This is a genomic window from Caballeronia sp. Lep1P3 (assembly GCF_022879595.1).
In the GTDB taxonomy this organism is placed as follows: Bacteria; Pseudomonadota; Gammaproteobacteria; order Burkholderiales; family Burkholderiaceae; genus Caballeronia.
Genome location: NZ_CP084266.1, coordinates 365,777 through 391,348, shown reverse-complemented (window position 1 = coordinate 391,348; position 25,572 = coordinate 365,777). Strand labels below are relative to the sequence as shown.

Sequence of the window (25,572 nt, the reverse complement as noted above, 5' to 3'; positions counted from 1 at the left end):
GCTTGCGCCGCTATGTCTAAAATGAATGCTGACGCCGTCTCGCGCGCCTACAGGCGCACGCCACGCATGCATCGAAAGCCATCACCCGACCCGCACATGCAACACCTGAAATACCTCAGCGCCTACCCCAACGCGCTGCAGGACAAGGTGCGCCGACTCATCGCCCAGCAGCAGCTCGGGCCGTATCTCGACGCGCGTTACCCTCACAAGCACGCGGTCCAGTCGGATCGCGCGCTCTACCAATACTGCGCGGATCTCAAGAACGAGTTCATCAAGGTCGCGCCCGCCATCGACAAGGTGTATTACGACAGCAAGCTCGACGTGCTGCGTCATGCGCTCGGACTGCATACGGCGATCTCGCGCGTGCAAGGCGGCAGGCTGAAGGCCAAGAAGGAGATTCGCATCGCGTCGCTCTTCAGGGACACGGCGCCGGAATTTCTGCGGATGATCGTCGTGCACGAACTCGCCCATCTGCGGGAAAGCGAGCACAACAAGGCGTTCTATCGTCTATGTGAATTGATGCAGCCCGGCTACCATCAGATCGAATTCGACCTGCGCCTGTACCTCACGCATCGCGATCTGATTCGGACCGGAGTGGAATAAACGCCGGGCGCTATTCCGTGGACCAGGCGAGTGCCGCCGCATAGCCGGCGGGCGCGGCAAGCGGTACGGCATCGAAGCTGCCCGCTTCTTTGGAGAGCGCAAAACGCGTTCGGCGCGCGCCGCCGAGCGGCAGCACGGAGAAGCCCGGCATCGCGAGCTTCTCGCCGCCGATGCCCTCGCCCTGCGCCTTTAGCACGGCTTCCTTGGCGGTCCAGCACGCGAACCATGCGCCGCTTCTCGCGCCTTGCGGCAGCGCGTCGATCGCGCGGGCATCGGCATCATGCAACACCGATGTCTCCAGCCCGCGCCAGTCGAACGAAAGCCGCGCTTCCTCGATATCGACGCCCACGCGCCGCGCACGCGATATCGCGATCAGGCCGTGCGCGCCCGAATGCGACACGTTGAAATCGGGCGCATCGCGCATGGCGAGTTTCGGCCTGCCGTGGGCGTCGGTATCGAACGTTAGATGCGCGGCGTCGGCGTGCGTCATGGAGGCAAGCAGCCTGCGCAGCGCCGCGCGCATCGTCGTGAAGCGCACGGCATCGTGATGGCGCAGAAAGCGCCCGGCGCGCTCCATTTCGTGTGCTTGCAGAACGTTTCCGGCGGCGGCGTCGAGCGGCGCATCGAGCGCGATATCGACACGCCACACGTGCACGTCGGCGGGCGCGTCGGGTTGCAACGGCGTGCACGGCGGCTGCATGTCCTTACTCGGGCGCGTATTGCGCTTCGCCGTTGCCGAAGGACCAGTTCTCTTTTCTGACTTCGACCAGATTGATGAAGACGTCTTCCCGGCGCATGTCGAGCCGTTCGTGCAGTGCATCGACGACCGCGCGGTAAAACGCGCGCTTCTTCGCGATGTCGCGCCCCTCGCTCAACGTCACCTGAATCACGATGCAATCGTCGGTCCGGCTGATTCCCATATAGCCGCGATCCACGATGAAATCCGGCGCGCTATGTTCCGAGACGATCTGGAAGCGATCGTTCTCCGGTACGTCGAGCGTCGCGCGCATCGCTTCGTAGACGGCATCGCCAATCGTCGCACGATACGCGGCGTCCTTTCCCTGCAACAGGTCGATTCTGACGAGCGGCATGGCGTCTCTCCTTTTCAGCGTTCTTTTCAGCGTTCTATTAGCGATAGCGCGGGTGCAAGCGCAAGTGCGGGATGCCGTCTGCATCGACCAAAACGACGGCATTCTGCTCGAAGGCGATCAACCACTCATCGGCGGTCTCGTCGCTCGCGCCGGGCACGAAGAGACTCGTTTCGGCGCTCCAGATGTGCTTCGGATCGACCCCCGCGCCCGGCAACGCGGTCAATCCCGCGCGTGCGATATGCGCCTTCAGCGCCGCGTGACGCGCCGCGTTGTCTTCTGCGCCCAGTTCGCGTCCGAATGGATTGAACGCGGTCACGAAGACGCCGCTCGTCGCGCCATATCGCGCGAGCAAGGCCGCGGCGTCAGCGCTTTTCGCGCCTATCGTCATGTCGATGGACGGCGGGCCGTCGATCCGATAGATGGCCGCGCGATAGGCGGCGAGCGTCGCGTCGGGCAAGGCCGGCGTCGCAGAAAGATGATCGTTCATGGAGAAGCACCTTACCGGAGCGCGCACGCGCGTGCAAACTCGGGCGCTCGGGCACAAGGCGCCGCCTACACCGAACTCGCCCTCTCACGGGAGGAGGATGTCATGACACGCAAGTACATCGATTGCCGCGAAGTCCCGAGCGACATGAACTGCACCGTGGCGCTCGCCGCCGACTCCGAAGAGGAGCTGCTCGAAGCCGCCGTGCAGCACGCAGTCAGCGCGCACCGGCACGCGGAATCGCCCGAACTGCGCGCCGAGCTGAAGAAGTTCTTCCACGATGGAACGCCGCCCATCGACCGGCCGGGCGCATGACGAAGCGCGGGTCGTCGGGCGTTGCGTGGGGGGAAGTCGTCGACGGACGCGGATGACATGATGCGCGCCTCGCTTCGGATGCGGTGCGTGAAGTGTCGCGCTCTAATCGCTTGGGGGAAAGGTGCCTTGATGGAGGCGTGGAAAGACGAACGGAAGACCAGCGAAACGGCGTAAGCCGGCCGCGCTCAAGAGCAGCCGGTGCGCCGCTCGCTTCGGCTGAAGCTCTGGCGCGAGCGCCAGTCTTCCGAGCGCAGCACGTACTCGCCGTCTTCGCGCGCTTCGTCTTCCGAGTCGAAACCTTCGTCGCTATAGGCGACGACTTTCATGCCGCCCCCCGCCGCGCGTTCGACGGTAATGCCCCAGTGCCACCCGCCTTCCTGCTGGAAGACGTGCAGCGTCGGATTCGACGGTCTGCTCAGGTCCATATTGCGGCTCCTTCAAGTGGACGCTCACGAGGGCGCGCTGCCCGCCTCGACGAACGTTCTTGATTACCGGCGCTTCTCGTTTGAGGCCCTTGGAGAAGCTCCCCTCCGGGCGATGTTTGTTGTTTGCAAGAATGACGGCGAAGCCGCCCGCGAAGAACAGCATACTCAATGGGATGCTGCGCCGCAACAAGGGGTTTCCCGAGGCGTGGCGTCGATGAAACGCAAGCGGGAAATCTGACAAAGTTCGCAGCAAATGGCTACAAGATGTAACCGGATCGCGGCACTCGTTGCGCACGCCGCAACCGGCCACGACGCTCGTCCGTGGCGCAGTGCACAAAGAGAGAACGCGTTACACGCGCGCCCTGTCCGCGCGCAAGATTCGCCGCGCGATGCTCCAGCGATGCACCTCCGACGGACCGTCGTAAATCCGGAACGCGCGCATGTCGGCGAAGATGCGTGCGACGACCGTTTCGTGCGTCACGCCCTGTCCGCCGAGCACTTGCACCGAGCGGTCGACGACGCGCCACAGCGCCTCTGACGACACCACCTTCGCGATGCTCGACTCGTGCTTTCCTAATACGCCCTGATCCAGCACCCAGGCGCAGTGCCAGATCGCGAGGCGCGTCACATGCAGGTCCATTTCGTTGTCGGCCAGCATGAAGCCGACGCCTTCGTGTTCCCCGAGCGCCTTGCCGAACGCCTGACGCCGCCGCGCATGTTCGCTTGCGACATCGTGTGCGCGCCGCGCCGCGCCCAGCCAGCGCATGCAGTGCGTGAGGCGCGCCGGCGACAGACGCACCTGCGCGTAGCGAAAGCCCTCGCCCGCCTCGCCGAGCACGTTCGCCGCCGGCACGCGCAGCCCGTCGAACCGCACGACGCCGTGGCCGCCCGGAAAACACGTATCGAGCGAATCCATCGACCGCTCGATCACGATGCCGGGACTCGACATGTCGGCGAGAAACATCGTCGCGGGACCGTCCGCGAATTTCGCCATGACGATCGCCACCGACGCGCCCTCCGCGCCGGTGATGAACCACTTGCGGCCATCGATCACGTAATCGTCGCCGTCGCGGGTGGCGGTGGTTTGCAGCATCGCGGGGTCCGCGCCCGCGCCGGGCGGCGGCTCGGTCATGCAGAAGCACGAGCGAATCTCGCCCGCCGCCAGCGGACGCAGCCAGCGCGCCTTCTGCTCGGGCGTCGCGATGGCTTCGAGCAGATGCATGTTGCCCTCGTCGGGCGCGGCGATGTTGAGCGCAACCGGCCCGAGCGGGGAATAGCCCGCTTCCTCGAACAGAATGGCCTTCGCGACGTGACCCAGCCCCAATCCGCCGAATTCCGGCGATACGTGACTCGACAACAGTCCCGCCTTGCGGCCCTTCGCGATCAGTTCGGCGCGCAACGCTTCGTTCGGTCCATGCGGCGTGCAGCGCGGATCGCGCTCGAAGGGCACGATTTCATCCGCGACGAACGCGCGCACGCGCGCCTGCAATTCGGTCAACTCCGGCGAAAGCGAAAAGTCCATCGGCGATCCTTGTTGTCAGTGGTTTATGCGAGCCTAACCGCGTGCGTGCGCGTTGTCATTCATGCGTTTCATTGCCACGCTCATTCGTCGTATTCGCTGTACTTGCGCGCGTCGCCGCGAACCTTGTGCGCCGGATACTTCGCGCGATTGATCGCCATCTTCTCGACGAGCGCGCGATGCAGGTCCACGTCGAGCGCATCGGCCAGCATGACGAGATAGGCGAGCACGTCCGCCATTTCGTGGCGAATCGCGCGGAGCTTCGCGTCGTCGAGTTCGGTCTTGTCGCCGGTGGCAAGCCAGGTGAACGGCTCCAGCAGTTCGCTTGCCTCCACGCTCAACGCCGCCGCCAGGTTCTTCGGCGAGTGAAAGCGGCTCCAGTCGCGCTCGCGCACGAAGTCGCGCAGCAGGTCGCGCATCGCGATGAGTTCGCTCGCGGGCGCGTCGTCGTGCTCGTTGTTGCCTTGCTCGTTCATGTCGTCGCCCTCATTGCGCCGGATAAAGGCCCAGCGTGCGCGCATGCAGGCGCGCGAGACCGAGCAGCGCATCGGTGAAAGGCGTCGGCACGCCGGTGATGGCGCCGAGTTCGCGCACGGACGCGACGAGCGCATCGAGTTCGACGGCCTTGCCCGCTTCGACGTCCTGCAGCATCGACGTCTTCATCGCGCCGAGCTTGAGCGTGACCGCGTGGCGATCTTCCGGCTGCTGCTCGATAGGAATGCCAAAGCGCGCGCCGATTTCCTTCGCTTCGAGCATCACGTTCGTGACGAAGCCGCGCACGAGTTCGTCGCCCAGAATGCGATCCGTCGTGGCGCCGGTGATCGCGCTGATCGGGTTCATCGTCATGTTGCCCCAGAGCTTGAACCAGACGTCGCGCTGGATGAGCGGCGAGCCCGACGCATCGAAGCCCGCCTTCGCGAAGAGCGAGACGAGCGAGTCGACGCGCGCGCTCGGCTTGCCGCTCGCTTCGCCGAAAATGAGTGCCTTTCCCTGACGATGGCCGATCACGCCCGGCGCCTGCACGACGCAACTCGCATGCACGACGCAGCCCACGGTTTGCCCGCTGGGGATGGCCGCGGCGATCGCGCCGTGCGGATCGACCGATGAAAGGCGCTTGCCCGCGAACGGTTCGCCAAGGCCGTCGCAGAACCACCACGGCACGCCGTTCATCGCGGTCAGCACCACGGTTTGCGGGTTCAGAAGCGGCGCGATATGCGCGGCCACCGATTCCATCGCCGGCGCCTTGACGGCCACGACGACGAGGTCCTGCGCGCCGAGTTCTTCCGGCGCGGCCGCTGCGTCGACGCGCACCGTATGCGTCGCATCCTTCTCGACGAGTTGCAGGCCGCGCGTTCCGAGCGCATCGAGCGTCGCGCCGCGCGCGACCACGCTGATATCGCAACCCGCCTGCGCGAGCTTCACGCCGATCCATCCGCCGATTGCGCCCGCGCCGTAAATGCATGCCTTCATCGTGCCGTCCCCGTCGTGAGAATGAAGCGCTCATTGTAAGAGCGTATGGCCGGTCGAGGTTGCGCGTGCGAGGCGCATAAACGATGCAATCTAGGAGCGCGAGCGCCCGTTTCAAGAGTCACCCGATGAATAAGAAAACCGCTGGGACATGCGTTTTTCGGTATTGAAACGATAGCCCCCGCTCCTATTTTGGATTCAAAGGCAGCGACGGCAAAAAGGCGCTGTCCTTATCGAACACTTTCTCTTTTTCCTTGCGCGCCGGCCTCAATCGGCCGCTTTTCCGGAGACTGGACCATGAGTGACTTTTACTTTGGCGGCGACCTGTTCGCGGAACTCGACCGCGTGCAGCGGCAGATGTCGACGCTCTTCGGCAATCTTCCGTCGAGCATCCGTTCGAGCCGTGCCGATGTATTCCCGCAATTGAATATCGGCAGCACGGACGACGCCGTTCAGATTGTCGCGTTTGCGCCGGGCGTCGATCCCGCATCGCTCGATGTGACGGTCGATAAAGGCACGCTCACGATAAGCGGCGAGCGCAAGGCCGAAGCGTTGACCGAAGGCGCGCGCACTTATGCGAAAGAACGCTTTACGGGCAGCTTCCGCCGCGTGATCGAACTGCCGCAAAACGCGGATATCGACAAGGTGCAAGCGCGCTACGAAAACGGCACGCTGTCCATTACGGTCGGCAAGCGCGAAGCGTCCAAGCCGCGCGCCATCACCATTCAGTAACGAGAAAGATTGGGGAGCAATAACATGAGCGACAACACGCAAATGACCGAGCGCAATGAAAGCGAACTCGCGCGCAAGAGCGACGACAACGTGCGCCGCCCAACGATTACGCCGGCAGTGGATATCGTCGAAGACAGTCACGGCATCACGCTATGGGCCGACTTGCCCGGCGTGCCGCGCGACAAGCTCGAGGTGAAAGTGCATGACGCGCGGCTTTATATCGAAGCAGAGGCGGCTATTCCGGCGCAAGCGGGTTTGCGCCTGCGTCACGCCGAAGTGCGCGCGCCGCGCTTTGCCCGCGCCTTTAGCGTGAGCGACGATTTCGACACCACGAAAATCGATGCGAACCTCACGAATGGCGTGCTCAAGCTGACCATTCCGCGCCGCGAAGAAGCGCGTCCGCGTCGTATCGAAGTGCGCGCGAGCTGAGGGATTCGGCAGGCGTCAACGCACTCTTCAGGCAGCAACGGCCGCGATTTTCGCGGCCGTTTTCTTATTCGCTTCAAGCGCCCCTCTATAATCTTTAGCGACGGTTTAAAACGCTATCCTTAAACTCATCGCTAAGAAGGGACGATCGTGAAGACGCTGCTGACGGTGTTGTTGAGTTCAATGCTGACCGTATCCATTGGCGCGCACGCCAAAGACTGGTCGACCATTCGCTTCGGCGTCGACGCCAGCTATCCGCCGTTCGAGTCGAAAGCGCCCGACGGCAAGCTCGTCGGCTTCGATATCGATGTCGGCAACGAACTGTGCCGCCGTCTCGACGCAAAATGCGTGTGGGTCGAAAATGCGTTCGACGGCATGATTCCCGGTCTGAAATCGCGCAAGTTCGACGGCGTTCTCTCCACCATGTCCATGACGCCCGCGCGCGTCAAGCAGATTGCTTTCTCGAGCAAACTCTTTCATGTCCCTACGCGGCTCGTCGCAAAGCGCGATTCGAGGATCGAGCCGACGGCGGAATCGCTTGCGGGCAAGTCTGTCGGCGTGGAACAAGGTTCCATGCAGGAAACTTACGCCAAGGCGCATTGGGGCGCCAAGGGCGTAACGGTCGTATCGTATGCGGATCAGGATCAGGTCTATGCCGATTTACTGACGGGACGTCTCGACGCCTCGCTTCAAAACGCGGTGCAGGCCGAACGCGGTTTTCTCGATACGCCGCGCGGCAAGCCTTACGCTTTTGCCGGGCCCGCGCTTGAAGACAGCGCGATTTTCGGTCCCGGCACGGCAATCGGCTTACGCAAGGAAGACACCGATCTCAAGGAGAAGCTCGATGGCGCGATTGCCGCGATGATCAAGGACGGCACGTACAAGCGCATCGAGCAGAAGTATTTCGACTTCGATATCTACGGCGAATGAGTTGAACGAGAGGAGCCAACGCGATGACGCAAACCGGATCTGACGCCGTGCATCGGGCGGCGGCTGCGGGCTATATGGCCAATGCCGACAGTTACGTGCGCGGACGCCCGGACTATCCGCCGGAACTCGCGGGCTGGCTCACCGGTGCGCTCGGGCTTGAACCGGGCGCAAGCGTCGTCGATCTCGGCGCGGGCACGGGCAAGTTCACGCCGCGCCTTGTCGATACCGGCGCGAGCGTGATCGCCGTCGAGCCGGTCGATTCGATGCGCGGCAAGCTCGCCACCGCGTTGCCAAACGTCAGGGCGCTCAAGGGCACGGCGCAGGCGCTGCCGCTCGACGATGCATCCGTCGATGCGGTCGTCTGCGCGCAGTCCTTTCACTGGTTCGCAAGCCGCGACGCGCTGAGCGAAATTCATCGCGTGCTCAAGCCGGGCGGCCGCCTCGGTCTCGTATGGAATCTGCGCGATGCGCGCGTGCCCTGGGTCGCACGGCTCGATGAAATCGTCAATCGGCACGAAGGCGACACGCCGCGCTATTACACCGGCGCGTGGCGCAGCGCATTTCCGCATCCCGGCTTCGGGCCGCTAAAAGAAACGCATTTTTCGCTTGGCCATACTGGCTCCCCCGAAGACGTGATCGTGCATCGCGTGCGTTCGACGAGCTTTGTCGCCGCGCTGCCGGAGGACGCGCGCGAGCGCATCGACGCGGAGCTTCGCGCGCTGATCGAATCCGAGCCCGAGCTTCGCGGCAAGAAAGCGGTGACTGTGCCTTACGAAACCGCCGCGTTCATCGCGATTAAAGAAAGCGCTTAGGCAGTACTCGTCGAATCGAATCGAACTTCCGACGAATACGTTCGAGCCAATCAAATGACTTTCGTTTTTTCACGCACGGCACGCAGGAAGTTACACAGTCGCTGCCGCAGACCATGAAACCGCGCGCGAGAGGGCATCGGCATAGTGTTTGCATGAAGTGCACCGCATGGAGCAACTATTTCGGGGACATCATGCATCACTCGATCGAACCTCACGAACTTAGCAAGATCAATCTCGCGTGCTTTCAGGTCGTGCAAGTATCGGACGGCACGCATACCGTCGTACTTTGGGAAGCGCCGGAAGCCGACACGCCGATGCCGCTGCACCTGAAGGCATCGACGCTCACCATTCGTCTGTGCGATCCGCTCAACCCTGTGCGCAGAAAAGACGTGTGCGAACGTCTGCAAGCGCATCTCGCCGCATCGCGCGACGGGAAGAAGAGCGCGGCACGCCAGCGAACACATATGCATCGCCTCAGCGCGCATGCAAATGCCTGAGCGCTAAGGCAAGGTCTCGAGAAACGTCCACAACGCGTCGTCGACCGAATGCGGCACGTTGAAGCGAAAGCACGCGCTAGGGGCATCGCCGGGGCGGAAATACGAACCCGGCGCGAGCCAGATGCCGTGCTCGAGCGCGCGTGTGGCGACATCGGCTGCGGCGCAAGGATCGACGGGCAAGCTCGCCCACACGAAAAGGCCCGCGCGCGGCCGCCTGAACACACTTGCGCCGAGCGCGTCCATGCGCTCCTCGACGAGCGCATGCGCGTGCCTGAGCTTCTCCACGACGAATTCGACGTGGCGCGCATAGCGTCCTTCCGTCAGCACTTTGTCGACGATACGTTCGGTCGCCTCCGATGACGTCAGCCCCACCGCCATCTTCGTGCGGGCCAGTTCACGCAGCACCGCGCGCTCCGCGACCACATAGCCGCTACGCAGCGACGGCGTGATGGTCTTCGCGAAACCGCCGACATACAGCACGCGGTTGAGCCCTTCCATTGCGGCGAGCAGGGGCGCGCCGGGGGGCGCGAGTTCGCGGTTCACGTCGTCTTCGATGATCCAGAGGCCGTGGCGCTGCGCGATCTGCAGCAGACGAAAGGCGCATGCCATGTTGAACGTCGCGCCCGTCGGGTTCTGCAATGTCGTGTTCAGAAAGACGGCCTTCGGACGATGCGCGATGACAACCTGCTCGAACGCTTCCGTATCGATGCCCGCCACGGTGCGCGGCACGCCATGCACGTCGAGACCGGCGAGCCGCAGAATCTGCAAGAGATTGCAGTAGCCCGGATCTTCGACGACCACGGCATCGCCTGGGCGTAACAGCGTGCGCACGATGAGATCGAGCGCCTGCGTCGCGCCCGCGGTCATCAGCACGTTGGAGGCGGCATCGACAGGCAGGCCGTAGCGATCCAGTTGCTCCGCGATGCGTTCGCGCAGCGGCGCGAAGCCATAGGGATGGCCGTAATCCGCGATGCGCGCGGCGGGCACGCGGCTTAGCGCGCGCAGCGCATGTTGCAGGCCGCTTTCGTTGATCCACTCGTTCGGCAGCCAGCCGCAGCCCGCTTTTATAGGCACGGAATGATCGGCGAAGACGTCGGAAAGCAGCCACGTCGCGGTGAGACTCGGCGGTTGCCATTCGAGCGCGCGCACTTCATCGCGATGACCGCGCACGGCCACGCGATAACCCGATCCGCGCCGCGCGGCCACGAGCCCCATCGATACGAGCCTGCCATACGCTTCGGTCACGGTGAACGTGCTCAGGCGCTGCTCGTCGGCGAGACGTCGCACGGAAGGCAGCAGCGTGCCCGCGCGCAGCGTCTGCGCTTCGATCGCAGAAGCAAAAGCGCGCACGAGTTGTTCGACGAGCGTCGGCGCATGCCGCGAGCCGCGTTCCAGCTTGAGTTCTATCATGGGATCGATGAGCCGCCGAGAGCCAGCACAGTTTGCAGCATTTTGCCAGCACAGTTGGCAGCGCAGTCAAGCCACTGTCTATGCCGCGCGGCTGCGTCCGGGCATAGAGTGAGCGTTCTTCCCGAGGAGACCCGTTATGAACGCACGCCCCGTCATCGACGATCTTTCGTCGTTCTGGATGCCCTTCACCGCCAATCGCCAGTTCAAGGCCGCGCCGCGTCTCCTGGAGAGCGCGAAAGGCATGTATTACCGTTCGACGGATGGCCGCGAAGTGCTCGACGGCTGCGCGGGTCTCTGGTGCGTGAACGCGGGGCATTGCCGCGACGAAATCGTCGATGCCGTGCAGAAGGCGCTCGGCACGCTCGACTTCGCGCCGACGTTCCAGATGGGCCATCCGCTCGCCTTCGAAGCCGCGAGCAAGGTCGCCGCGCTGATGCCCGAGGGTCTCGACCGCATCTTCTTCACGAACTCGGGATCGGAGTCCGTCGACACTGCGCTCAAGATCGCGATTGCCTATCACCGGGCGCGCGGCGAAGGACAGCGCACGCGCCTCATCGGTCGCGAGCGCGGGTATCACGGCGTCGGCTTCGGCGGCATTTCGGTCGGCGGGATCGCGTTGAATCGCAAGACGTTCTCGGGCGCGCTGTTGCCTTCGGTCGATCATCTACCGCATACGCACGATCTCGCGCACAACGCGTTCTCGAAGGGCCAGCCCGCGTGGGGCGAACATCTCGCGGACGAGCTGGAGCGCATCGTCGCGCTGCACGATGCATCGACGATTGCGGCGGTGATCGTCGAGCCGCTCGCGGGTTCCACCGGCGTGCTCGTGCCGCCGAAGGGCTATCTTCAGAAGCTGCGGGAAATCTGCACGAAACACGGCATTTTGCTGATCTTCGACGAAGTCATCACCGGATTCGGACGTCTCGGCAAGGCAACCGCAAGCGAATTTTTCGGCGTGACGCCCGACCTGATAACGATGGCCAAGGCGATCAACAACGCAGCCATTCCGATGGGCGCGGTGGCCGCGCATCGCAAGGTGCACGACACCGTCGTCGAGGCAGGCGCGGCGAACGCCATCGAACTCTTTCACGGCTATACGTATTCGGCGCATCCGGCCGCGACCGCGGCGGCTGTCGCCACGCTCGATCTCTACGCGCGCGACAAGCTCTTCGATCGCGCGGCATCGAAGGCGCAGAAGTTCGAGGATGCGGCGCACGCGCTGCGCGACGCGCCCTACGTGAAGGACATCCGCAATCTCGGCCTCGTCGCGGGGATCGAACTGGAATCGCGCGAAGGCGCGCCCGGCGCGCGTGCCTACGAGATTTTCGTGAAGTGCTTCGAAGCCGGCGTGCTCGTGCGCTATACCGGCGACATTCTCGCGTTCTCGCCGCCGCTCATCATCGAGGACGAACAAATCGAACGCATTTTCGCGACGGTGCGAAAGGTGCTCAAAACGGTGAAGTAAGTCAGTAGGCCCGGTTTGCGGCGACGGCTGCGTCGTCGCTGCTGGCTTCGCTTCTATCAACGCCTGCGCGTGCTTCGCAGACATCCAGCACGCGTAGAAAACTCGCCGCGCACCGCTGCACGCTCGTGCAGGCGGCGAGCATGTCGGACCGCCGCAGCCCCGCGTTCGAACGGCGGGCACGCACTTAGTTAAGCTGCATTGCGCGCACGCGTGAACGTCGCTCGCGACAAGACTCGCATGAAAACGCGCGGCTTACGTCTTCGTGAAGCGGTCGATCACCGCGCTCACCAGATCGATCGGCACCGGAAACACGATCGTCGAATTCTTGTCGCCGGCAATGGTCGTGAGCGTCTGCAGATAGCGAAGCTGCATCGCCTGCGGCGCTTGCGCGAGCATTTGCGCCGCCTGCAAGAGCTTCTCCGATGCCTGCAACTCGCCTTCCGCATGAATGATCTTCGCGCGGCGCTCGCGCTCGGCTTCGGCCTGACGCGCGATGGCGCGGATCATCGTTTCGTTGATGTCCACGTCCTTGATCTCGACATTCGATACCTTGATGCCCCACGCATCCGTCTGCGAATCGAGCACGCGCTGGATGTCGCTGTTCAGGCGCTCGCGCTCGGAAAGCAGTTCGTCGAGCTCGTGCTTGCCGAGAATGGCGCGCAGCGTCGTCTGCGAAAGCTGGCTCGTCGCTTCGAGAAAGCGCGCGACCTGTATCACGGCCTTTTCCGGATCGACGACGCGAAAGTACACCACCGCATTCACTTTCACGGAGACGTTGTCGCGCGTGATGACGTCCTGCGGCGGCACGTCGAACACCACCGTGCGCAAGTCCATGCGGACCGCCTGCTGCACCACAGGGAGAATCAGCACGAGTCCCGGCCCCTTGACCTTCCAGAAACGTCCGAGCGTGAACACGACACCGCGCTCGTACTCGCGAAAAATGCGGACCGCCGACGCCACGATGAAGATGACGAACGCCAGCACGATACCGCTGAAACCGAAAGTAAGCCCCATGTTTTCAGCCCTCTTTATTTCATAAGGATGTCGAAGTGTTAATCGGCTCGACCGTGAGCGTCAGCCCGTCGCGTGCGGTGACGCGTACGCGCTCGCCCGTCGCGGGCAGCGCATCGGACGACGCGGCGCGCACGCGCCAGCGCTCGCCGTGCACTTGCGCCCAGCCGGGGTCCAGCATCACGCCGATGGTACCGAGCATGGCCTCCCCGCCGCTCACGACAGGCCGCCGGCGCGCCTTCAACGCGAAGCCCGACACGCCGAACACGAAAAACGCGGTGACGAGCGCGAGCGCCACGACGACGCCCATCGGCACGCCGAAGCCGGGCACGTCCGTATCGACGAGCATCAGGGCGCCGATCGCGAACGCGACGATGCCGCCGATGCCGAGCGCGCCAAACGTCGGCAGGAACGCTTCCGCGATCAGACAACCGATGCCGAGCACGACGAGGCCCAGCCCGACGTAGCTCACCGGCAGAAGCTGCAGCGCGAAGAGCCCGACGAGCAGGCAGATCGCGCCCGCGACGCCCGGCAGCACGAAGCCCGGATTGGCGAATTCGAAGAAAAGCCCGTACATGCCGATCATCATGAGTACAAGCGCGATGCTCGGGTCCGTGATCGTCGCGAGAAAGCGGCTGCGCCAGTCCGGTTGCAGCACGACGACGCTCGCCTCGCGCGTCGCGAGCACGCGCTCGCCGTGCGCGGTGCGAACGCGGCGGCCGTCGAGTTTGGCGAGAAGATCGGGCACATCGCTCGCAACGAGGTCGATGACGTTCTGCGCGAGCGCTTCGTTCGCGGATAACGCGACCGCCTCGCGCACCGCGCGCTCGGCCCACTGCGCGTTGCGTCCGCGCAATTGCGCGAGGCCGCGAATGTAGGCGGCGGCGTCCTGCACTTGCTTGCGCGTTTCGGTCGATGCCGTCTCGGACGCGCCCGACGCAGCGCGCTCGGGTGCGCCCGCGCCGAGCTGGATCGGCGTCGCCGCGCCGAGATTCGTGCCAGGGGCCATCGCCGCGATGTGGCTCGCATAGACGATGTAGGTGCCGGCGCTCGCCGCGCGCGCCCCGCTCGGCGCGATGAACGCGGCCACCGGCACGGGCGACGCGAGGATCGCCTGAATGATCGAGCGCATGGAAAGGTCGAAGCCGCCCGGCGTGTCGATACGCAGCACGGCAAGTTGCGCGTGCTCGTCGGCGGCGCGGGCGAGCGCTCGCACGACGAAGTCCGCGCTCGCCGGACCGATCGCGCCCGTCAGCGGAATCACGACGACCGGCGCGGCGGCGGCGCGGCTCGCGGACGAAGCGGGCGAAGCGAACGGGGCGAACGCGCCAAGCACGCCGAGCGCCGTCATCAGCAGCACGCGCCGCGCGATACGCAAAAGCCAGTCAGCGGTATTGGTTCTCATCGGCAATCGCCGGCCGCAGCCGGCGTCGCTCACGGTCTCGCTTTCAGCTTAGGCGATAGAACCGTCGTGCGATCGATGATCTTCTCGACATCCGCCGTCTCGCCCAGTTCCGCGACGAAGCGCGTCGTGTCGAAGTCCGGCGACACGCAGCCGTCGACATAAACGAAGCGGCGTTGCAGCGTCAGCCACAGGCTCGTCTTGTCGCGCCACTGGAGCTGTGCGTTGAGCGCGTTCAGGCGGCGCGTGACGCTGTCGGCGATTTCGCGGTCGTAGTCGTAGCTGTTCGGCAGACGGCAGCGCCCCGCGATCCAGCAGCTATTGCCACGCTCGATGCGGTAGTGTGCCTCGTCCAGCCATTCCTGTTGCGTCTCGAACGGACCGCGTGGCGCGGGACAGCCGGCGATGGCGTCCGATACGTGCAGAAAGGGATCGTTGCCGCGATTGGCGCGATTGGCGCGGGCGTCGTCCGCGTGCGCGCCGGATGAAAGACGCGCGATCGTCGCGAGGCACAGCGCGGCTGTCGTGGTTCTTCGCATGATCGTCGGCCGATGATGAACCTGCACGCGAAAAGCATAGTCCATCATGCTGCCAATGAGCCGCTACACTCGATCACGCACTCTTGCACGGACGAACACGACATGAAACAGGCACTGCACCACCTCACGCTCGCAACCGGCTCGCGCGGGCTGCACGAAGTCACGCGCGACATCGACCGCTGGATCGATCTCCAGGGCATCCGCACCGGCCTGCTCACGGTTTTTTGCCGGCATACGTCGGCGTCCCTTCTGGTTCAGGAAAACGCCGACCCGGACGTGCGCGCGGATCTGGAACGCTATTTCGAATCGGTCGCGCCCGAAGCGCCGGGCCGCTATATCCACGACGCCGAAGGCCCCGACGACATGCCCGCGCATCTGCGCACGGCGCTCACCACCGTCCAGCTTTCGATTCCCGTCGAAGCCGGGCGCATGGTGCTCGGCACATGGCAAGGCATCTACGTGTTCGAGCATCGGGCGACGCCGCATCATCGTGAGCTGGTGTTGCATCTGATCGGCGAGTAACCTACTATACGCTCCGCGTACATTCTGGAGCGTTCACCGTGACTCAGCAGCAAATCGTGCTTCGCGACGCCATGCGCCGCCTGAATATGACGCGCGACGCGTTCGCATCGCGCATCGGCGTGTCGCGGCGGGCGCTCGATACATGGCTTCTGCCGGACGAATCGCCGGAGTCGCGGTCGATGCCGGAGATCGCCGCCCGCTACGTCGGCGAGATTCTGGCGAGCGCGCCGACGGCCGGTGTATATACGCAGAGCGTATATTCCGCGTGCGCGATCGAATACGAGGGACGCCCGCAGTTGTTGTCCGTCGACCAGTTTTCGCGGGAATCCGCCGAAGCGCTGTTTCGCACCGCCGACATGATGCAGCCCATCGCGCGGCGCCGGAAAGTCACGCGCGTGCTGGAAGGCGCGGTGCTCGCGAACCTGTTCTTCGAGGCGAGCACGCGCACGCGCGTGAGTTTCGGCGCGGCGTTCTGCCGGCTTGGCGGCTCCGTGTGCGATACGACCGGCTTCACGTTCTCGTCGATGGCGAAGGGCGAATCCATCTACGACACGAGCCGGGTCATCAGCGGCTATGCCGACGCCATCGTCGTGCGGCATCCGGAGCAAGGCTCGGTCGCCGAATTCGCCCGCGCGACGAATGTGCCGGTCATCAACGCGGGCGACGGCCCCGGCGAGCATCCGAGTCAGGCGTTGCTCGACCTCTATACGATCCAGCGCGAGTTTTCGCGGCTCGGCAAGATTGTCGATGGCGCGCATATCGCGATGGTCGGCGACCTCAAATACGGCCGCACCGTGCATTCGCTCGCGAAGCTGCTGTCGCTGTACAAGGGGCTGAAGTTCACGCTCGTTTCGCCGCGTTCGCTCGAAATGCCGGCGCATATCGTCGAACGCATTGTGCGCGGCGACCATGCAATCGAGCAGACGAGCGACCTGCGCGCGGGTCTCGCCGGCGCGGACGTGGTCTACGCCACGCGCATCCAGAAAGAGCGCTTCGCCGACGAGTCGATCGAAGGCTATACGCCGGATTTCCAAATTAATCAGGCGCTCGTCGACGAAAGCTGCGGGCGGGACACGCTCATCATGCATCCGCTGCCGCGCGACAGCCGGCCCGGCGCCAACGATCTCGCCACCGACCTGAACCACGATTCGCGGCTCGCGATCTTTCGTCAGACGGACAACGGCATTGCCGTGCGGATGGCCATTTTCGCGACGCTGCTCGGCGTCGAACATCAGGTGCGGCATTCCATGCGCGACGCGACGTGGAAATCGCCCGCGTCCATCGGACCGGACGACGCGGTCTTTCACGGCTTCGATTGACGACCAGCGAACGTCAGGGCTTCACGATGGCGGGATCAGCCACGGCGCATGTGTGGTCCTGAAGCTCTTCCGACGACGCCGGATCGCCGCGCCGCACGCGATCGTTGAGCAGATAAAACGCGCGCGCGCCGTCGCCGCGCCATGCGCCGACGAGCAACACAGTCTGGTCGCCCATCGCCGCGCCTTCGCGCGCGACGCTCGCCGCGAGCACTTTGAACGGATCGGTATGCGAGAGCTCTGCGTCGTCGATGCGCAGCGCCCGGTACGCGTGCCCGCGCAGGCGCGTCGGCAGCGGCGTCCAGTCGGTGCCGATGAGCGGGCCCGCTTCGCGCAGCGCCTGTGCGACATCGGCAGCGAGGCAATCGATATGAATGTGCAACTGGTTCTGCGTGCGGCCGCTCGCGGAATTGACCGCGAGCGACATTTCGTCGCGCGGCAAGGCGCGGCGCAGCGCGTCCTCGACGTAATGGCGCGACTGCCACGCGTCGCGCCAGTAATTCGGCGCGTCGGGATCGAGCAGTTCGGGACTTTCGATGCCGCTCACGCGCGCGGTCGGAATCAGCAGATATTGCGCGACGCCGACAATATCCTTCAGCACCGCATAGCCGCCCGCGAGATTCACGTCGGCGCATTGCTGGCGGATAGCCGCGCCGCTTGCCGCCGGCACGCAACGGTCGTGGACGATTTCCCATAGCGCATCGGGAATGGCCGCGTTCGCGCCGGCATTCGGCAACGTGAAAGCCAACAGCACGACGAGGAATGAGCGGACGAGCTTCATCGGTGAGCACCAGCGGCGCGAGTCACGGTCCGCCGATTATGCGGGACGCATATGAACGTCACATGCGCGGACGACGCGCGATCGATCGCCCATGAAAAAAGCGCCGCCCGCGATGTTCGCGGCCGGCGCTTCTTCACTGCTTGCTGCGTTGCTACGTACTACGCTTTTCGACTGTTACTGCGCACGCGTCGGCTTAGTGGCCGAAGTACACCGAGTTGCGATCCGACATCGACACAGCCGAGCGCGCGCCCGATTGCATCGTACCGGCGCTCGACGGACCGTAGGACGTCGTCGCCGCCGCGCCTTGTTCGGCGTTCACGCGAGCCTGAGCTGCCTGCAGATTCTGCGGATAATTCACGCGGTCTTCCGACGGGTTGTAGCCGGCCTTTTCGAGCTGAGCGAGTTCGGCACGCACTTGCGAGCGGGTCACGGGACCGTTGTTCTGCGCGAACGCGAAGGTCGGCGCGGCCAAAGCAGAAGCGATGATGAGTGCCGGAACGAGTGCCTTGATCATGATGAACCTCCAGTAATCTTGTTTTGGAATCGAACGCGGAATCGAGTGCTTTTAAGCGGTTTCTGATTTCGTTTCGTTGATGACAAGTGTAGGAGGACGCCGCGTTAGGGGAAACCCCGATTTTCATGAAACATAATTGTTCGCGGAGCAATAATCCGGTCTGCGGCTCATGGCGGCTGTTTTCGACCTAAGCGGTTGTTTATGCGGGAGAAATCGGCAAACTGCGCCTTCCGTCTCCGGGTTAGTCGATTTCCCGATTGACAGACAATCGCCAGCACCGCGTCAGCGTCGATCGATCGTCTCGTCGATACGGATGTGCAGCCACGCGGCATCGACCTCGGCCTGACAGACGCAAGCCCGCGCATCGCTCCGGTCGATGCGCCAGGTATCGCCTGCTTCCAGCGTGATGCGCGTGTCGCCGGCCAACGCGACGCTCACCGCGCCGCGCGCGCAAAACACGAAAGTGACGTCGCAGTCGGCTGCAATCTCCCAGCGTTCATCGCGACGGACGCTCACCGACATGCGCGCCCGGTCGCGGCGCACCATCGCGTTGAAATCGCGCGTCGGTCCGCGAATGAGGCTGGCACTAACCGGCGCTTCGCCGGGAAAGCGCGCGAGCGCGAGCGGTTCGTCGAGCACCTGCGTCCGGCCGCCGGCGTCCGTCAGGCGCATGCCCGCGCCGTCGAGCAGCACGAGCGCGCGATCGACGCCCGCGAACGTGGAGAACGCGCCGTCCGCCGAAACGTCCGCGATGGAAAGCCGCCACGCGAACGCATCGAGCGATGCGCCCGGCGGACCCGCCGCGATTTCGCGCGTGATGCCGCCGCCGTTCTTCCACGGCATGCTCGCGAGCGCAGCGGCGCGGATGATCGTCACGTCAGAAATGTCCGGTGAACTGGTAACGGTCGCCCGGATGCCACAGATTCGCGACGGAGGCGACCGCGTCGCGCGACCACGTCCGCCGATGCAGTAGAAGGCACGGCTCGTGTTCCGTCATCGCGAGCGCGTGGCGGATTTCGATCGACGGCACCGACGCCTCGATCCGGTACTCGACGCGCTGCAACGGCGCGGCGATCATCAAATATTGGTTTGGCGTGATCGCCGTGAAATCCTGCCGCGCGTATTCCGGCGCGAGCGCGGGGTTCACGTAGCGCTCTTCGAGTTGCACCGGTTCGTCGTTTTCGAAGTGCAGCACGCGCGAATGAAACACCGGACTGCCGAGCGCAAGCTGCATTTCGGCGGCGAGCGTTTCATCGACGATGGATGCGCCCAGAAGCAGCACCTGCGCGCGATAGGCATGACCGCGCGCGACGATTTCGTCGGAAATGCTGCGAATCTCCACGAGCGTCGACGCGTATTTCGGCTGCGCGACGAACGTGCCCGCGCCCTGCACGCGCGTGAGCACCTGCTCGGACGTAAGCTCGCGCAGCGCGCGATTCACCGTCATTCGCGCGACCTTGAACTCGCGCGCAAGCTCGTTTTCGGAGGGCACCTGATCGCCCTCCCTCCACTCGCCGATGTGAATGCGCTCGAGGATATAGTCCTTGATTTCCTGATACGCGGGCGTATTCATGCGCCCGCTGCCTGCGCTTCCTGCCCTTCCCGCGCCTCCGACAAGAACGAGAACGGGCTGTGCTTCGCGATTTCGCCGCCCTCGACGAGCCTCGCGATGGCCGCGATATCCGGCGCGAAGTAGTGGTCGAGGTCGTAATGCGCGACGTGCGCGCGCAGCGTCTTCATCACTTCGATGAGCGGCGCGCTCGTCTTGTGCGGCGCGCGCAGATCGACGCCCTGCGCGGCCGCCAGCAATTCGATGGCGAGAATGTTGGCCGTGTTGCTCGCGATGTCGCCGAGCTTGCGCGCGGCGAACGTGGCCATCGAAACGTGATCTTCCTGATTCGCGGAAGTCGGCAGCGAATCCACCGACGCGGGATGCGCGAGCGTCTTGTTCTCCGATGCCAGCGCCGCCGCGGTGACGTGCGCGATCATGAAGCCGGAATTCACGCCGCCGTCGCGAACGAGGAATGGCGGCAGGCCCGACAGCGTCGCGTCGATCAGGAGCGCGATGCGCCGCTCGGCGAGCGCGCCGATCTCGGCTGCGGCGAGCGCGAGGTTGTCGGCGGCGAACGCGACCGGCTCCGCGTGGAAGTTGCCGCCGGACAGCACTTCGCCGGTGTCGGGGAAAATGAGCGGATTGTCGGAGACGGCGTTCGCCTCGATCAGCAGGATGTCCGCGGCGTGGCGCATCTGGTCGAGGCACGCGCCCATCACTTGTGGCTGGCAACGCAGGCTGTACGGGTCCTGCACCTTCTCGCAATCCGCATGCGACAGGTTAATCCCCGAGCCCTTCAACAGCGCACGATACGCCGCGGCCGCGTCCATCTGCCCGCGATGCCCGCGCAACTCATGAATGCGCGCATCGAACGGCACGATAGAGCCGGCCGCCGCATCCACCGAGAGCGCGCCCGCGACGAGCCCGGTGCGAAAGAGATCCTCGATGGCGAAGAGGTTGAAAAGCGCGAGCGCCGCCGACGCCTGCGTGCCGTTCAACAGCGCCAGGCCCTCTTTCGCCTGCAACGTGAGCGGCTTGAGCCCGGCGACCGCGAGGCCGTCGAGCGCGCTCGCGCGTTCGCCGCGGATCGTCACTTCGCCGATGCCGAGCAGCACCGTCGACATATGCGCGAGCGGCGCGAGATCGCCCGATGCGCCGACCGAACCCTTGATGGGGATGATCGGCAGCACGTCGGCATTGAAGAGCGTGATGAGGGCGTCGATCACTTCGCGGCGGATGCCCGAATGACCGCGCCCGAGACTGGAGAGCTTGAGCGCCATGAGCAGGCGCACGACGGGACGCGACATCGGCTCGCCGACGCCGACCGCATGCGAAAGCACCAGATTGCGCTGGAGCAGTTCGAGCTGATCGGCGGGAATGTGCGTATTGGCGAGCCGCCCGAAGCCCGTATTGATGCCGTAGGCGGGATCGCCCTTCGCGGCGATCGCGGCGACGGCGCGCGCGCTCGCGTCGATGGCATCGAAACTGGCGGGATCGAGATGCAGCGAATCCGATCCGCGCGCGATGCGGCGCAATTGCGGCAGCGTGAGTTTTCCGGGCGTCAGCGTAATCATGTTTCGTCCTGTCTATACAAGTCAGACGCCAGTCTAAACGCGCATAAACGGCGAAACAAGGCATATTCGGGATACCACTAGGGGCAACGCCAGAATATGCGGATGCTTGTCTATACAGATCAGGTCCTTTACAGGACCTTTTCCATGACGAACTGCACGAACCGCTGGCCGCGCACCACAGCCGCGCGCGCGAGCAGCATGGTGAAGCCGCAGTACTCGAAGAACGGCCGGCCCGTCGTGCTCGCGTAGGTATGCAGCACCTGCATGCCGGCTTCGTCGGCTTCGGCCTCGATGCGTGCGAGCAGCGCAGTCGCGACGCCTTTGCGCTGATGATCCGGATGAACGAACATCATGTCGATGAGCCCGTTCTTCTCGAGATCGGCGAAGCCCGCAAGCTGCCCGCCGGTGAACGCGACCCAGGTCGGGCGGCTCGCGCGGGCGAGCGCCCATTCGTCCGGATCGGCCTGCGCCCAGGCTTCGATCTGCTTCTCGTTGTAATCCGCTGACGCCGTTTCGCGCACGGCGCGCAAAAACAGATCGATCACGCCGTCGAGATCACTCGCCCGGTACGGTCTGATATCGATAAGCGGGAACTCCGGCATGGTTTCACCTTCTTTGTTGCGATAAAGAATAAGCCGCTGCAAACGCAGCGATGTGTCGAGCGTCAGAAACGCGGGAACGGGAAATTGTAGGGAACACGCGGCGGGCAAACGCGAAAAGGTGTCGCGGCGTTCAGCTCGCGACTGCGACCGTCGCGATGCCGAGCGCGGTCATCATCAGCGACGCGCCTACGTGAATCGCGATCTCCGCGAACGCCCACCCGAAGCGCCCCTGCTGAAGATGCGCGACGACTTCCGCCGAGAACGTGGAGAACGTCGATAGTCCGCCCATCAGACCGGTGATGATGAAGAGCCGCCATTCGACAGAGATATCGGGAGAGCGCGCGAAGAAGGCCACCGCGACGCCGATGATGTAGCCCGCGATGACGTTCGCGGCGAAGGTGCCGAGCGGCAGGTTCGGAACGATCGCGTTGAGACGCAGACCGAGCGCCCATCTGAGCAGCGAGCCCAGTCCGCCGCCGAGTCCGACGGCGATGATCGACAGGTACATGAATTAAGTCAGTTATCTTGATGAAAGCGCCTTGTTGCCGGCGCTAAGCCTCGCGAGCGAGCCGTTCCACGAGCGCCGCGCGGCTCGCCTCGACGATCCAGCCCTGCGTATGCCGTAAATGCGCCGCCCATGTGCCGTCGCGCCGCGCTTCCCAGCACCCGGCTTCGTGTCCGTCGATGAACAGCGAGCCGCGCATCGAGAGCGCCGGGTCGGCGGGATCGAGCGTGCTGTCGTCGTTGTGTTCGAGCTTTACCTGGTGCATGGACAACGCCTGCCAAAGCCTGTGAGCGGAGCCTGCTCTTCGCGGGCTCCATTCTAACGATACTCGGCGTGTCACCGTAACATGAATGACATTGCCGACAGGCAATTGAGCGTGCGCACGACGTGCTCGATGCCGGGCGCATCGGAGGCGAGCGTGACCGCGTCGATGCGTTCGAGCGTCGGCCACTGGCAGAAGAGATCGGCGAGCGCGCTCGTCTGCACGCGCAGTTCGCAGCGCAAGCTGCCGCATGCATCGCGCGGACGCGGCGCCCATCTTTCCGATGACGCCGACTGCACGACTTCCTTCGCCGCGCGGCGAATCGCATCGCATGCGGCGGCGGGCGTCTCCGTGATGCCGCTCGAATAGCCGTGCGCCGTCTTCACGCATACGAAGCGTGCGCCGGGAAAGAGCGGCAGCGTCTGCGCGCCGAAGACGTCATCGCCCGTCAAGAGCGCCACGCGCGCGCCGCGTTCTTCCGCGAGCCTGCCGTACAGCGCCGCTTCGCCGACTTCCTCGCCGTCGAGCGCAACGCGTGCGAACGCGAAGCTGTTGATCGTATGCGCGAGAATGCCGCGGCTTTGCGCGCATGCGTGATAACCGATCATGAAGACCCGTTCCGGCGATGCCTCCAGCCCCGCCATCATGCCGAGCGTGCGCGGTTTGCCGAGCACGAGATGCGCGCGGGCATCGAACGCGTCGGGCAGGAGATTGCGAAAGCCGCCATGCGAATCGTTGACCCACACCTGCGATGCGCCGCCATCGAATGCGCCTTCTACTGCTGCGTTCGCTTCGTGCGTCATACAGCGCCGCGCCGCTTCGTATTCGGCATTGCCGGGCCGCGTCTGCTCCGGATGAAAGACGCCGGCGATGCCTTCTATATCCGTCGAAACAAGCACTTTCATGGCGCGCCTTCGAGGGCATCGTTGAGCGATAAGCGCCGATGACCGTCGCGCCCGGTCAGCGTCCGCGCGCTGAAAAGCGCATCGAGCACGGCCTGTTCGATACCGTCGGCAGCAGCCTGAAAAAGCGGGTCCAGACGTGCATCGTTGAGCAACGGCGGGACGGCGATGAAAGCGGCGTCGTGCGGCACGGTATAAGCGGTCGAGAACGCGAGCGCGATGTCTCCGCTGCCGTGACCGTAGACCGAGCCGGTGCGCGCGAGACCCGCCGCCGCGCGCATCGCGAGACGGCGTAACTGACGCGAATCGAGCGGCGCGTCCGTGGCAAGAAGCATGATGATCGAGCCGTGTTCCGGCTTTACGTCATCGTGATGCGCCTGTTGCAGCTTGCGTCCGACCGGCTCGCCGCCAATCGTGAGCTGCGGCAGGCGGCCGAAGTTGGCGAGCACCAATGCGCCTGTCGTGTACGCCCGATCGCCGATCGATACGACACGCGACGCCGTCCCGATCCCGCCCTTCAGCTCGAAGCACGACATGCCGCGCCCCGCGCCCACCGCGCCGCGCGCGAAGTCCTTCGAGCATCGAGCGAGCGCATCGCGATAGTGCGTTTCCTCGATGGCGAAGGCGCGCATGTCGTTGAGATAGCCATCGTTGCACTCGAAGACGAGCGGATTCACGCTCGGCCAGTTCCGTCCGATCTCGTCGTTTGCTTCGCAGGCCGAACGAATTTGCGCATCGGCGACCGTTCCTACGCCGAACGTGTTGGACAACGCAATCGGCGTTTCGATCACGCCGAGTTCGTCGACCTGCACGAGACCCATGCTCTTGCCGAATCCATTGATGATGCACGCAGCGGCAGGCACCTTATGGCGATACACGTCGCCGTCATGCGGACGCACGACCGTCACGCCGGTCTGCACGGCGTCGCGGTCCAGCGTGCAGTGCCCGACCGTCACGCCCGCGACATCGGCGATGCTGCCAAGCGCGCCCGCATCCAGCATGCCGACATGCGGTGCGCGCATCATGGCCTGTCGAGCTTCGGATCGAGCGCATCGCGCAGGCCGTCGCCGAGCAGATTGAACGCGAGCACGGTCAGGAAGATCGCGAGACTCGGGAAGATCGCGACGTGCGGCGCCATCGCCATGTCGGCGCGCGCTTCGTTGAGCATCGCGCCCCACTCGGGCGTCGGCGGCTGCGCGCCGAGGCCGAGGAACGACAGGCTCGCGGCAGTGATGATCGATGTGCCGATGCGCATCGTGAAGTACACGACCACCGACGATATCGTGCCCGGCAGAATATGCCGCACGATGATCGTCCAGTCGGATGCGCCGATGCTGCGCGCCGCCTCGATATACGTGAGATGCTTGAGCGCGAGCGTGTTGCCGCGCACGAGCCGCGCGAACGCCGGGATGCTGAAGATAGCCACCGCGCACACCACGTTCACCATGCCGTTGCCGAGAATCGCGACAACGCCGATCGCGAGCAAAATGCCGGGAAACGCGAAAAGCACGTCGGATATGCGCATCACGATGCGGTCCCACCAGCCTTCGTAATAGCCCGCGAGCAAGCCGAAGAACGTGCCTATCACGGCGCCGATCACGACTGACAGCAGGCCCGCCGTCAACGAGATGCGGCTGCCGACGAGTATGCGGCTCAGAATGTCGCGCCCGAGCGAGTCCACGCCGAACCAGTGCGCGGCCGATGGGCCGGCGTTGAGCGCATCGTAGTCGAAGTAGTTCTCGGGATCGTAAGGCGCGATATACGGCGCGATGACCGCAATCGCGATGAGCAGCAGCACGAATGCGGCCGCGATCATCGCGACATGCTGTTGCCTGAACTTGCGCCAGAACTCGGTCCACGGCGTGCGTACATGCTGCGACGCTTGTTCCGTGGCTTGCACTGTCACGCTCATCG

The 25,572-nt window shown here is 64.4% G+C and carries 33 protein-coding genes; 11 read left to right on the top strand and 22 right to left on the bottom strand.

The features are described from left to right. Positions 1-96: 96 nt before the first annotated feature. Positions 97-603 (top strand): YgjP-like metallopeptidase domain-containing protein, encoded by a 507-nt coding sequence (locus LDZ27_RS16275; RefSeq protein ID WP_244817009.1) that lies wholly within the window; start codon positions 97-99, stop codon positions 601-603. Positions 604-613: 10 nt separating this feature from the next. On the opposite strand, the gene LDZ27_RS16270 is transcribed toward LDZ27_RS16275, so the two are convergent. Genes LDZ27_RS16270 through LDZ27_RS16260 form a run of 3 tightly spaced genes read right to left on the bottom strand, consistent with a single transcriptional unit; the run spans position 614 to position 2,181 of the window. After that, entirely contained in the window at positions 614-1,303 is a 690-nt protein-coding gene (locus LDZ27_RS16270) for a 4'-phosphopantetheinyl transferase superfamily protein (RefSeq protein WP_244817008.1), read from the bottom strand. Between the two features lie 4 nt (positions 1,304-1,307). Next, positions 1,308-1,694 (bottom strand): tautomerase family protein, encoded by a 387-nt coding sequence (locus LDZ27_RS16265; RefSeq protein WP_244817007.1) that lies wholly within the window; start codon positions 1,692-1,694, stop codon positions 1,308-1,310. 37 nt (positions 1,695-1,731) lie between these two features. Continuing rightward, complete coding sequence (locus LDZ27_RS16260; RefSeq protein ID WP_244817006.1) at positions 1,732-2,181, bottom strand: DUF3293 domain-containing protein; 450 nt, start codon at positions 2,179-2,181, stop codon at positions 1,732-1,734. Positions 2,182-2,283: 102 nt separating this feature from the next. On the opposite strand from LDZ27_RS16260, the gene LDZ27_RS16255 reads away from it, so the two are divergent. Next, the gene (locus tag LDZ27_RS16255) at positions 2,284-2,493 is read left to right on the top strand and encodes a DUF1059 domain-containing protein (RefSeq protein ID WP_244817005.1); all 210 of its coding nucleotides are present in this window, start codon (positions 2,284-2,286) and stop codon (positions 2,491-2,493) included. Positions 2,494-2,678: 185 nt separating this feature from the next. Here the strand turns inward: LDZ27_RS16255 and LDZ27_RS16250 are convergent, their stop codons facing one another. Further along, complete coding sequence (locus LDZ27_RS16250; protein WP_244817004.1) at positions 2,679-2,918, bottom strand: hypothetical protein; 240 nt, start codon at positions 2,916-2,918, stop codon at positions 2,679-2,681. Positions 2,919-2,934: 16 nt separating this feature from the next. Between LDZ27_RS16250 and LDZ27_RS16245 the strand changes: the two genes are divergently transcribed. After that, positions 2,935-3,156 carry a hypothetical protein gene (locus LDZ27_RS16245; protein ID WP_244817003.1) on the top strand — a complete coding sequence of 74 codons (222 nt, stop codon included), beginning with the start codon at positions 2,935-2,937 and terminating at the stop codon, positions 3,154-3,156. A gap of 111 nt (positions 3,157-3,267) precedes the next feature. Here the strand turns inward: LDZ27_RS16245 and LDZ27_RS16240 are convergent, their stop codons facing one another. The 3 genes from LDZ27_RS16240 to LDZ27_RS16230 form a co-directional block, all read right to left on the bottom strand. Beyond that, on the bottom strand, positions 3,268-4,440 hold the full coding sequence (locus LDZ27_RS16240; RefSeq protein ID WP_244817002.1) for an acyl-CoA dehydrogenase family protein: 1,173 nt from the start codon (positions 4,438-4,440) through the stop codon (positions 3,268-3,270). Positions 4,441-4,520: 80 nt separating this feature from the next. After that, positions 4,521-4,913 (bottom strand): nucleotide pyrophosphohydrolase, encoded by a 393-nt coding sequence (locus LDZ27_RS16235; protein ID WP_244817001.1) that lies wholly within the window; start codon positions 4,911-4,913, stop codon positions 4,521-4,523. 10 nt (positions 4,914-4,923) lie between these two features. Further along, positions 4,924-5,907: a 2-dehydropantoate 2-reductase gene (locus tag LDZ27_RS16230; protein WP_244817000.1), complete on the bottom strand. Its 984-nt coding sequence runs from the start codon at positions 5,905-5,907 to the stop codon at positions 4,924-4,926. Between the two features lie 294 nt (positions 5,908-6,201). On the opposite strand from LDZ27_RS16230, the gene LDZ27_RS16225 reads away from it, so the two are divergent. From LDZ27_RS16225 to LDZ27_RS16205, 5 genes are all read left to right on the top strand, one after another. Further along, on the top strand, positions 6,202-6,636 hold the full coding sequence (locus LDZ27_RS16225; RefSeq protein ID WP_244816999.1) for an Hsp20/alpha crystallin family protein: 435 nt from the start codon (positions 6,202-6,204) through the stop codon (positions 6,634-6,636). Positions 6,637-6,660: 24 nt separating this feature from the next. Further along, entirely contained in the window at positions 6,661-7,065 is a 405-nt protein-coding gene (locus LDZ27_RS16220; protein ID WP_244816998.1) for an Hsp20/alpha crystallin family protein, read from the top strand. A gap of 147 nt (positions 7,066-7,212) precedes the next feature. Then, positions 7,213-7,992, top strand: coding sequence for an ABC transporter substrate-binding protein (locus tag LDZ27_RS16215; RefSeq protein WP_244816997.1), 780 nt, complete (start codon positions 7,213-7,215; stop codon positions 7,990-7,992). Positions 7,993-8,015: 23 nt separating this feature from the next. Continuing rightward, positions 8,016-8,804, top strand: coding sequence for a class I SAM-dependent methyltransferase (locus LDZ27_RS16210; protein ID WP_244816996.1), 789 nt, complete (start codon positions 8,016-8,018; stop codon positions 8,802-8,804). Positions 8,805-8,956: 152 nt separating this feature from the next. Continuing rightward, entirely contained in the window at positions 8,957-9,301 is a 345-nt protein-coding gene (locus tag LDZ27_RS16205) for a hypothetical protein (protein ID WP_244816995.1), read from the top strand. Positions 9,302-9,304: 3 nt separating this feature from the next. Here LDZ27_RS16205 and LDZ27_RS16200 read toward each other — a convergent pair whose 3' ends face one another. Next, complete coding sequence (locus LDZ27_RS16200) at positions 9,305-10,711, bottom strand: PLP-dependent aminotransferase family protein (RefSeq protein ID WP_244816994.1); 1,407 nt, start codon at positions 10,709-10,711, stop codon at positions 9,305-9,307. A 136-nt stretch (positions 10,712-10,847) separates the two neighbouring features. Between LDZ27_RS16200 and LDZ27_RS16195 the strand changes: the two genes are divergently transcribed. Next, a complete protein-coding gene (locus LDZ27_RS16195) occupies positions 10,848-12,176 on the top strand; it encodes an aspartate aminotransferase family protein (protein ID WP_244816993.1) in 1,329 nt (442 codons plus the stop codon). Positions 12,177-12,428: 252 nt separating this feature from the next. On the opposite strand, the gene LDZ27_RS16190 is transcribed toward LDZ27_RS16195, so the two are convergent. The 3 genes from LDZ27_RS16190 to LDZ27_RS16180 are packed head-to-tail and all read right to left on the bottom strand — an operon-like array spanning position 12,429 to position 15,128. Further along, a complete protein-coding gene (locus LDZ27_RS16190) occupies positions 12,429-13,190 on the bottom strand; it encodes a slipin family protein (protein ID WP_244816992.1) in 762 nt (253 codons plus the stop codon). Positions 13,191-13,209: 19 nt separating this feature from the next. Next, entirely contained in the window at positions 13,210-14,592 is a 1,383-nt protein-coding gene (locus LDZ27_RS16185) for a nodulation protein NfeD (protein ID WP_244816991.1), read from the bottom strand. 29 nt (positions 14,593-14,621) lie between these two features. Next, entirely contained in the window at positions 14,622-15,128 is a 507-nt protein-coding gene (locus tag LDZ27_RS16180; RefSeq protein ID WP_370653452.1) for a BON domain-containing protein, read from the bottom strand. 102 nt (positions 15,129-15,230) lie between these two features. On the opposite strand from LDZ27_RS16180, the gene LDZ27_RS16175 reads away from it, so the two are divergent. Further along, positions 15,231-15,650: a secondary thiamine-phosphate synthase enzyme YjbQ gene (locus LDZ27_RS16175; RefSeq protein WP_244816989.1), complete on the top strand. Its 420-nt coding sequence runs from the start codon at positions 15,231-15,233 to the stop codon at positions 15,648-15,650. Between the two features lie 71 nt (positions 15,651-15,721). Next, positions 15,722-16,969 carry an aspartate carbamoyltransferase gene (locus LDZ27_RS16170; RefSeq protein ID WP_244817302.1) on the top strand — a complete coding sequence of 416 codons (1,248 nt, stop codon included), beginning with the start codon at positions 15,722-15,724 and terminating at the stop codon, positions 16,967-16,969. Positions 16,970-16,982: 13 nt separating this feature from the next. On the opposite strand, the gene LDZ27_RS16165 is transcribed toward LDZ27_RS16170, so the two are convergent. The 11 genes from LDZ27_RS16165 to gsiD form a co-directional block, all read right to left on the bottom strand. Beyond that, positions 16,983-17,747 (bottom strand): CDP-diacylglycerol diphosphatase, encoded by a 765-nt coding sequence (locus LDZ27_RS16165; protein WP_244816988.1) that lies wholly within the window; start codon positions 17,745-17,747, stop codon positions 16,983-16,985. A gap of 193 nt (positions 17,748-17,940) precedes the next feature. After that, on the bottom strand, positions 17,941-18,258 hold the full coding sequence (locus LDZ27_RS16160) for a DUF4148 domain-containing protein (protein ID WP_244817301.1): 318 nt from the start codon (positions 18,256-18,258) through the stop codon (positions 17,941-17,943). A gap of 285 nt (positions 18,259-18,543) precedes the next feature. Beyond that, positions 18,544-19,137, bottom strand: coding sequence for a HutD family protein (locus tag LDZ27_RS16155; RefSeq protein WP_244816987.1), 594 nt, complete (start codon positions 19,135-19,137; stop codon positions 18,544-18,546). A gap of 1 nt (position 19,138) precedes the next feature. Beyond that, on the bottom strand, positions 19,139-19,834 hold the full coding sequence (hutC, locus tag LDZ27_RS16150) for a histidine utilization repressor (protein WP_244816986.1): 696 nt from the start codon (positions 19,832-19,834) through the stop codon (positions 19,139-19,141). Continuing rightward, the gene (gene hutH / locus LDZ27_RS16145; protein WP_244816985.1) at positions 19,831-21,387 is read right to left on the bottom strand and encodes a histidine ammonia-lyase; all 1,557 of its coding nucleotides are present in this window, start codon (positions 21,385-21,387) and stop codon (positions 19,831-19,833) included. Before hutH ends, hutC begins: the two co-directional genes overlap by 4 nt. A gap of 128 nt (positions 21,388-21,515) precedes the next feature. Then, positions 21,516-21,989, bottom strand: coding sequence for a GNAT family N-acetyltransferase (locus tag LDZ27_RS16140; RefSeq protein WP_244816984.1), 474 nt, complete (start codon positions 21,987-21,989; stop codon positions 21,516-21,518). 130 nt (positions 21,990-22,119) lie between these two features. Next, positions 22,120-22,497: a fluoride efflux transporter CrcB gene (gene crcB / locus LDZ27_RS16135; RefSeq protein WP_244816983.1), complete on the bottom strand. Its 378-nt coding sequence runs from the start codon at positions 22,495-22,497 to the stop codon at positions 22,120-22,122. 43 nt (positions 22,498-22,540) lie between these two features. Continuing rightward, entirely contained in the window at positions 22,541-22,759 is a 219-nt protein-coding gene (locus tag LDZ27_RS16130) for a hypothetical protein (protein ID WP_244816982.1), read from the bottom strand. Between the two features lie 71 nt (positions 22,760-22,830). After that, on the bottom strand, positions 22,831-23,661 hold the full coding sequence (locus tag LDZ27_RS16125; RefSeq protein ID WP_244816981.1) for a M55 family metallopeptidase: 831 nt from the start codon (positions 23,659-23,661) through the stop codon (positions 22,831-22,833). Further along, positions 23,658-24,683, bottom strand: coding sequence for a P1 family peptidase (locus LDZ27_RS16120; RefSeq protein ID WP_244816980.1), 1,026 nt, complete (start codon positions 24,681-24,683; stop codon positions 23,658-23,660). The genes LDZ27_RS16125 and LDZ27_RS16120 overlap by 4 nt, the downstream gene beginning before the upstream one ends. Next, the gene (gsiD, locus tag LDZ27_RS16115) at positions 24,680-25,570 is read right to left on the bottom strand and encodes a glutathione ABC transporter permease GsiD (protein WP_244816979.1); all 891 of its coding nucleotides are present in this window, start codon (positions 25,568-25,570) and stop codon (positions 24,680-24,682) included. Before gsiD ends, LDZ27_RS16120 begins: the two co-directional genes overlap by 4 nt. Positions 25,571-25,572: the final 2 nt, after the last annotated feature.

Excerpts from the sequence above, each read along its gene's own strand:
- LDZ27_RS16140 (WP_244816984.1), bottom strand. The coding sequence starts at position 21,989 with ATGCCGGAGTTCCCGCTTATCGATATCAGACCGTACCGGGCGAGTGAT.
- LDZ27_RS16190 (WP_244816992.1), bottom strand. The coding sequence starts at position 13,190 with ATGGGGCTTACTTTCGGTTTCAGCGGTATCGTGCTGGCGTTCGTCATC.
- LDZ27_RS16180 (WP_370653452.1), bottom strand. The coding sequence starts at position 15,128 with ATGCGAAGAACCACGACAGCCGCGCTGTGCCTCGCGACGATCGCGCGT.
- hutC (WP_244816986.1), bottom strand. The coding sequence starts at position 19,834 with ATGAATACGCCCGCGTATCAGGAAATCAAGGACTATATCCTCGAGCGC.
- LDZ27_RS16170 (WP_244817302.1), top strand. The coding sequence starts at position 15,722 with ATGCGCCGCCTGAATATGACGCGCGACGCGTTCGCATCGCGCATCGGC.
- LDZ27_RS16205 (WP_244816995.1), top strand. The coding sequence starts at position 8,957 with ATGAAGTGCACCGCATGGAGCAACTATTTCGGGGACATCATGCATCAC.
- LDZ27_RS16130 (WP_244816982.1), bottom strand. The coding sequence starts at position 22,759 with ATGCACCAGGTAAAGCTCGAACACAACGACGACAGCACGCTCGATCCC.
- LDZ27_RS16240 (WP_244817002.1), bottom strand. The coding sequence starts at position 4,440 with ATGGACTTTTCGCTTTCGCCGGAGTTGACCGAATTGCAGGCGCGCGTG.
- gsiD (WP_244816979.1), bottom strand. The coding sequence starts at position 25,570 with ATGAGCGTGACAGTGCAAGCCACGGAACAAGCGTCGCAGCATGTACGC.
- LDZ27_RS16185 (WP_244816991.1), bottom strand. The coding sequence starts at position 14,592 with ATGAGAACCAATACCGCTGACTGGCTTTTGCGTATCGCGCGGCGCGTG.
- LDZ27_RS16165 (WP_244816988.1), bottom strand. The coding sequence starts at position 17,747 with ATGAAGCTCGTCCGCTCATTCCTCGTCGTGCTGTTGGCTTTCACGTTG.
- LDZ27_RS16120 (WP_244816980.1), bottom strand. The coding sequence starts at position 24,683 with ATGATGCGCGCACCGCATGTCGGCATGCTGGATGCGGGCGCGCTTGGC.
- LDZ27_RS16175 (WP_244816989.1), top strand. The coding sequence starts at position 15,231 with ATGAAACAGGCACTGCACCACCTCACGCTCGCAACCGGCTCGCGCGGG.
- LDZ27_RS16225 (WP_244816999.1), top strand. The coding sequence starts at position 6,202 with ATGAGTGACTTTTACTTTGGCGGCGACCTGTTCGCGGAACTCGACCGC.
- LDZ27_RS16200 (WP_244816994.1), bottom strand. The coding sequence starts at position 10,711 with ATGATAGAACTCAAGCTGGAACGCGGCTCGCGGCATGCGCCGACGCTC.
- LDZ27_RS16235 (WP_244817001.1), bottom strand. The coding sequence starts at position 4,913 with ATGAACGAGCAAGGCAACAACGAGCACGACGACGCGCCCGCGAGCGAA.
- LDZ27_RS16250 (WP_244817004.1), bottom strand. The coding sequence starts at position 2,918 with ATGGACCTGAGCAGACCGTCGAATCCGACGCTGCACGTCTTCCAGCAG.
- LDZ27_RS16275 (WP_244817009.1), top strand. The coding sequence starts at position 97 with ATGCAACACCTGAAATACCTCAGCGCCTACCCCAACGCGCTGCAGGAC.
- LDZ27_RS16210 (WP_244816996.1), top strand. The coding sequence starts at position 8,016 with ATGACGCAAACCGGATCTGACGCCGTGCATCGGGCGGCGGCTGCGGGC.
- LDZ27_RS16220 (WP_244816998.1), top strand. The coding sequence starts at position 6,661 with ATGAGCGACAACACGCAAATGACCGAGCGCAATGAAAGCGAACTCGCG.
- LDZ27_RS16230 (WP_244817000.1), bottom strand. The coding sequence starts at position 5,907 with ATGAAGGCATGCATTTACGGCGCGGGCGCAATCGGCGGATGGATCGGC.
- LDZ27_RS16260 (WP_244817006.1), bottom strand. The coding sequence starts at position 2,181 with ATGAACGATCATCTTTCTGCGACGCCGGCCTTGCCCGACGCGACGCTC.
- crcB (WP_244816983.1), bottom strand. The coding sequence starts at position 22,497 with ATGTACCTGTCGATCATCGCCGTCGGACTCGGCGGCGGACTGGGCTCG.
- LDZ27_RS16270 (WP_244817008.1), bottom strand. The coding sequence starts at position 1,303 with ATGCAGCCGCCGTGCACGCCGTTGCAACCCGACGCGCCCGCCGACGTG.
- LDZ27_RS16265 (WP_244817007.1), bottom strand. The coding sequence starts at position 1,694 with ATGCCGCTCGTCAGAATCGACCTGTTGCAGGGAAAGGACGCCGCGTAT.
- hutH (WP_244816985.1), bottom strand. The coding sequence starts at position 21,387 with ATGATTACGCTGACGCCCGGAAAACTCACGCTGCCGCAATTGCGCCGC.
- LDZ27_RS16125 (WP_244816981.1), bottom strand. The coding sequence starts at position 23,661 with ATGAAAGTGCTTGTTTCGACGGATATAGAAGGCATCGCCGGCGTCTTT.
- LDZ27_RS16255 (WP_244817005.1), top strand. The coding sequence starts at position 2,284 with ATGACACGCAAGTACATCGATTGCCGCGAAGTCCCGAGCGACATGAAC.
- LDZ27_RS16195 (WP_244816993.1), top strand. The coding sequence starts at position 10,848 with ATGAACGCACGCCCCGTCATCGACGATCTTTCGTCGTTCTGGATGCCC.